This window comes from Roseateles sp. P5_B10 (assembly GCF_056400485.1).
The window spans coordinates 1-4141 of the sequence record NZ_JBFULE010000474.1; the positions used below are offsets into that span (position 1 = coordinate 1).

The following is a 4141-nucleotide window of genomic DNA, read 5'->3' on the forward strand; positions in this document are numbered from 1 at the left end:
GCCGGTGGGCATGCCCGCCAGGTTGAGCAGCTCGATGACGATGTGYTCCAGCACATGGCCGCACCAGGTGCCTTCGSKCAGSCGYTCCAGGAAACCGCCGCGCTCACCGACGCCGCAGTGGTGCTCGACGAGGTTGGGCAGGGMGGCCGTCARSCGSTCGTTGAAGCCSGGCARCASATGGCTGGGRTGGTCTTCCAGCTCGCCGAGGTCCAGCCAGACCTCCAGCACCGGCCGGTAGGTCCACATATTGGGCCCGCGCAGGTAATTGATGCGCAGCAGGCGGATGTCGTTCTTCTGGCTCATGGAGCGTATCGAGTAAGGGGTTGTGCGCGGTGCAATCGCGTGGAATTGTGCGCTGAACTCATGGCGGAGAATCGCCGCAGCCCGTAAGAGCCAACAACAACATGCAAGACCTTCCTCCCGCTGCAGTGCTTCATCCCCAAACAGCCGTCCTTCAGGGGCGGCTCATGGCTGGCGAGAACGTGGTGGCCCTGCTGGAGGTTGACCTGGATGCCCAGGGCCACTTCGCGCAAGGGCTGATCGCGCTGACGAATTCACGCCTGCTGGCCCTCGATCCCGCCAGCGCCAGCTGGGCCGAACACACGCTGGTGCCGGGCTTGAGCCTCAAGCTCAGCGACCATGGCGGCCTGGCCTTCATGGAGCTGTTTGACGCTGACCGGCGCCTGGCGCGCTGGCGCTTCACGCTGGCCTGCAATCCGGCGGCGGTGCGCTTTGCCGACGCCTTCGGCCGCGAGGTGCAGCGCCTTTCGGGCCATGTCGTGCTCGAAGAGGCCGATGACGGCGAGGACTCGACCTTCGATTTCGGCGAGGCCAGCAAACCACCGAGCACCTGGGTGCTGCTGCGGCTGTGGCGCTTTGCGCGGCCCTACCGGGGCCAGCTCTTGCTGGGCTTCTCGCTCATGCTCGGCTCGATTGGCGCAACCCTGGTGGCGCCCTACCTGAGCATGCCGCTGATGGACAGGGTGCTGATCCCGTTCCAGAACGGCCAGTCGATCGACACCAGGCTGGTCGGGTCACTGCTGGGTGGTTTGCTGGGTGCGGCGTTGTTCTCGTGGTTGCTGGGCTGGGCCAAGACCTATCTGCTGGCGCTGGTGTCCGAGCGCATTGCCGCCGATCTGCGCACRGCGACCTTCGACCATCTGCTCGGCCTGTCGCTCGAATACTTCGGCAACAAGCGCACCGGCGACCTGATGGCGCGCATCGGCTCCGAGACCGACCGTATCAGCGTGTTCCTGAGCCTGCATGCGCTGGACTTCATCACCGATGTGCTGATGCTGCTGATGATCTCGGCGATCCTGTTCAACATCCACCCGGGCCTGGCGCTGGCCACCCTGGTGCCCTTGCCCTTCATCGCCTGGATGATTCATCTRGTGCGAGACCGGCTGCGCACTGGCTTCGAGAAGATCGACCGCGTCTGGGGCGAGGTCACCAACATCCTGGCCGACACCATCCCGGGCATCCGCGTCGTCAAGGCCTTTGCCCAGGAGAGGCGCGAGGCGCAGCGCTTTCGGGAGGCCAACGCCAAGAACCTGGTCGTGAACGACCGCCTCAACAAGACCTGGAGCCTGTTCGGGCCCACGGTCTCGCTGCTGACCGAGATGGGCCTGCTCGTCGTCTGGGGTGTGGGCATCTGGCTGATCTCGCACCAGAGCATCACGGTCGGCACGCTGACAGCCTTCCTGGCCTACATCGGCCGCTTCTATGGCCGGCTGGATTCGATGAGCCGCATCGTCTCGGTCACGCARAAGGCCGCGGCGGGCTCCAAGCGCATCTTCGACATCCTGGACCACGTCTCCAACGTGCCCGACCCGGTCAACCCCCAGCCCTTCGAGAACGTGACCGGCGCGATTTCGATGCAGGGCCTGGACTTCCGCTACGGYTCRCGCTCGGTCATCCGCAACCTGAACCTCGACATCCGCCCCGGCGAGATGGTCGGCCTGGTGGGCCACAGCGGCTCGGGCAAGAGCACGCTGGTCAACCTGATCTGCCGCTTCTATGACGTGACCGAGGGCGCCATCAAGGTCGATGGCGTGGACCTGCGGCGCATCAGGGTGACCGACTACCGCCGCCACATCGGCCTCGTGCTGCAGGAGCCCTTCCTGTTTTTCGGCACCATCGCCGAGAACATCGCCTACGGCAAGCCGGAGGCAACGCGCGAGGAGATCGTCGCAGCCGCGCGCGCCGCGCATGCTCACGAGTTCATCCTGCGGTTGCCGCATGGCTATGACAGCCTCGTCGGCGAGCGCGGCCAGGGCCTGTCAGGCGGCGAGCGCCAGCGCATCTCCATCGCCCGGGCGCTGCTGATCGATCCGGCCATCCTCATCCTCGACGAAGCGACCTCAGCCGTGGACACCGAGACCGAGAAGGAGATCCAGCGCGCGCTGGACAACCTCGTCAAGGGCCGCACCACCATCGCCATCGCCCACCGTCTGTCCACGCTGCGCAAGGCCGACCGCCTCGTTGTCATGGACCGCGGCGAGATCGTCGAGCTGGGCCCGCACGACGAACTGATCGCCCGCCAGGGCCACTATTGGCGCCTCTGGGAAGCTCAGGTCCGCCGCGTGGACCAGGAAGACCTGGAGGAACATGCCGTGACCCCCAACCCCAGCGCCCACACCACCGATGCTTGATACCGCCCTGCACGACCGTGACCGCGAGCTGGATGCCGCCAGCGCGGAACACGGCTTCGACCCCGCCGTTCCCCTGCAGATTGGCGGGCGCTACAGCCCGCTGGTGCGTGACGGCCGAACCCTCTACCTGAGTGGCCAGATCCCGCGCATCGGTGACCATGTTGCCGTGGCCGGCGTCGTCGGCGCTGAGGTCAGCCTGGAGCGCGCCAAGCGTGCCGCGGCCATCTGCGTGCTGCGAGCGCTGACCTTGCTGCGCCAGGAGCTCGGCAGCCTGGATCGGCTGCAGGCCGTGGTCAGGATGACCGTCTTCGTGCATTGCGACGCCGGCTTCACTCAGCACAGCGAAGTGGCCGACGGTGCCTCCGACCTGGTCTGGCGCGTGCTGGGCACGGCTGGTGCCCACACGCGCACCTCGGTCGGCGTGCTGCAGCTGCCCAAGAACGCGGCGGTCGAACTCGACCTGATCGCGACCTCCGTGGAGTCCTGAATGTCCACACTGCCCTTCCGCGACCTGCATCTGGACGCCCTCGGCCGGCTGCTGCTGACTGACCTGAACGGCGACAGCCATGTCGGCGTCACGCCGGTGCGTGCCCACCCGATCTCGGCACCGGACGAGGGCCTGTCCCTGGTCGGCTCGCATGGTCATGAGCTGGCCTGGGTGGAGCGCCTGTCAGCCCTGCCGGAAGGGCCGCGCCGGTTGCTGGAGGCCGAACTGGCCGCCCGCGAATTCCACCCGACCCTGCTGCGCCTGATCTCCGTCAATACCTTCGCTACGCCCAGCACCTGGCGCATCGAGACCGACCGCGGGGAGGTCGACTTCGTGCTGAAGAGCGAGGAAGACATCCGCCGCCTGGAAGAGGGCCGCCTGCTGATCACGTCCACCCATGGCGTGCAGTTGCAGGTGCCGGATCGCTGGGCGCTGGACAAGCATTCCAAGCGGCTGCTGGAACGCTTCCTCTGAGACAAGAAAAAGCCGCCTGCAAGAGGCGGCTCGGCGCGAGGGTGAGGGTGCTCAGCTGGGCTCGCTCATCTGCGACTGCAGATAGTTCTGTTCACCGACGGTGGTGACCAGCTCCAGCTGGGTTTCGAGGTGGTCGATGTGTTCCTCGGTGTCGTCGAGGATCTGCACGAAGATCTCGCGGGACACGTAGTCGCGCACCTGCTCGCAGTAGGCGACGGCTTCCTTCAGGTGGACGTGCGAGGCCTTTTCGATGATCAGGTCGCAGCTCATGGTCTCGACGGCGTTCTCGCCGATGTAGAGCTTGCCGAGGTCCTGCAGGTTGGGCAGGCCGTCCAGCGTCAGCACGCGCTCGATGAGCTTGTCGGCGTGCTTCATCTCCTCGATGGACTCCTCGTACTCGTGCTTGGCCATCTTCAGCAGGCCCCAATTCTTCAGCATGCGGGCGTGCAGGAAGTACTGGTTGATGGCCGTCAGCTCCAGCTTCAGCTGGGCGTTGAGGTGGGCGATGACTTGGGGGTCGCCTTTCATG

Annotated in this window: 5 protein-coding genes; 3 read left to right on the top strand and 2 right to left on the bottom strand. The window is 66.0% G+C overall.

The genetic code is table 11. From position 1 onward, the window contains the following. Positions 1 to 303 (bottom strand): cyanophycin synthetase family protein (locus AC1DU6_RS22150; RefSeq protein ID WP_477859637.1); only part of this gene is annotated, 303 nt, incomplete at its 3' end. Between the two features lie 101 nt (positions 304 to 404). Here AC1DU6_RS22150 and AC1DU6_RS22155 point away from each other — a divergent pair. The 3 genes from AC1DU6_RS22155 to AC1DU6_RS22165 are packed head-to-tail and all read left to right on the top strand — an operon-like array spanning position 405 to position 3612. Then, on the top strand, positions 405 to 2651 hold the full coding sequence (locus AC1DU6_RS22155; RefSeq protein WP_477859639.1) for a cyanophycin metabolism-associated ABC transporter: 2247 nt from the start codon (positions 405 to 407) through the stop codon (positions 2649 to 2651). Continuing rightward, on the top strand, positions 2644 to 3138 hold the full coding sequence (locus AC1DU6_RS22160) for a RidA family protein (protein ID WP_477859640.1): 495 nt from the start codon (positions 2644 to 2646) through the stop codon (positions 3136 to 3138). Before AC1DU6_RS22155 ends, AC1DU6_RS22160 begins: the two co-directional genes overlap by 8 nt. Next, positions 3139 to 3612 carry a cyanophycin metabolism-associated DUF1854 family protein gene (locus AC1DU6_RS22165; RefSeq protein ID WP_457442548.1) on the top strand — a complete coding sequence of 158 codons (474 nt, stop codon included), beginning with the start codon at positions 3139 to 3141 and terminating at the stop codon, positions 3610 to 3612. Positions 3613 to 3663: 51 nt separating this feature from the next. Here AC1DU6_RS22165 and bfr read toward each other — a convergent pair whose 3' ends face one another. After that, positions 3664 to 4140 (bottom strand): bacterioferritin, encoded by a 477-nt coding sequence (gene bfr / locus AC1DU6_RS22170; RefSeq protein ID WP_056205148.1) that lies wholly within the window; start codon positions 4138 to 4140, stop codon positions 3664 to 3666. Between the last annotated feature and the right edge of the window lies 1 nt (position 4141).

Coding starts and splice junctions, on each gene's coding strand:
- AC1DU6_RS22160 (WP_477859640.1), top strand. CDS start 2,644: ATGCTTGATACCGCCCTGCACGACCGTGACCGCGAGCTGGATGCCGCC.
- AC1DU6_RS22165 (WP_457442548.1), top strand. CDS start 3,139: ATGTCCACACTGCCCTTCCGCGACCTGCATCTGGACGCCCTCGGCCGG.
- bfr (WP_056205148.1), bottom strand. CDS start 4,140: ATGAAAGGCGACCCCCAAGTCATCGCCCACCTCAACGCCCAGCTGAAG.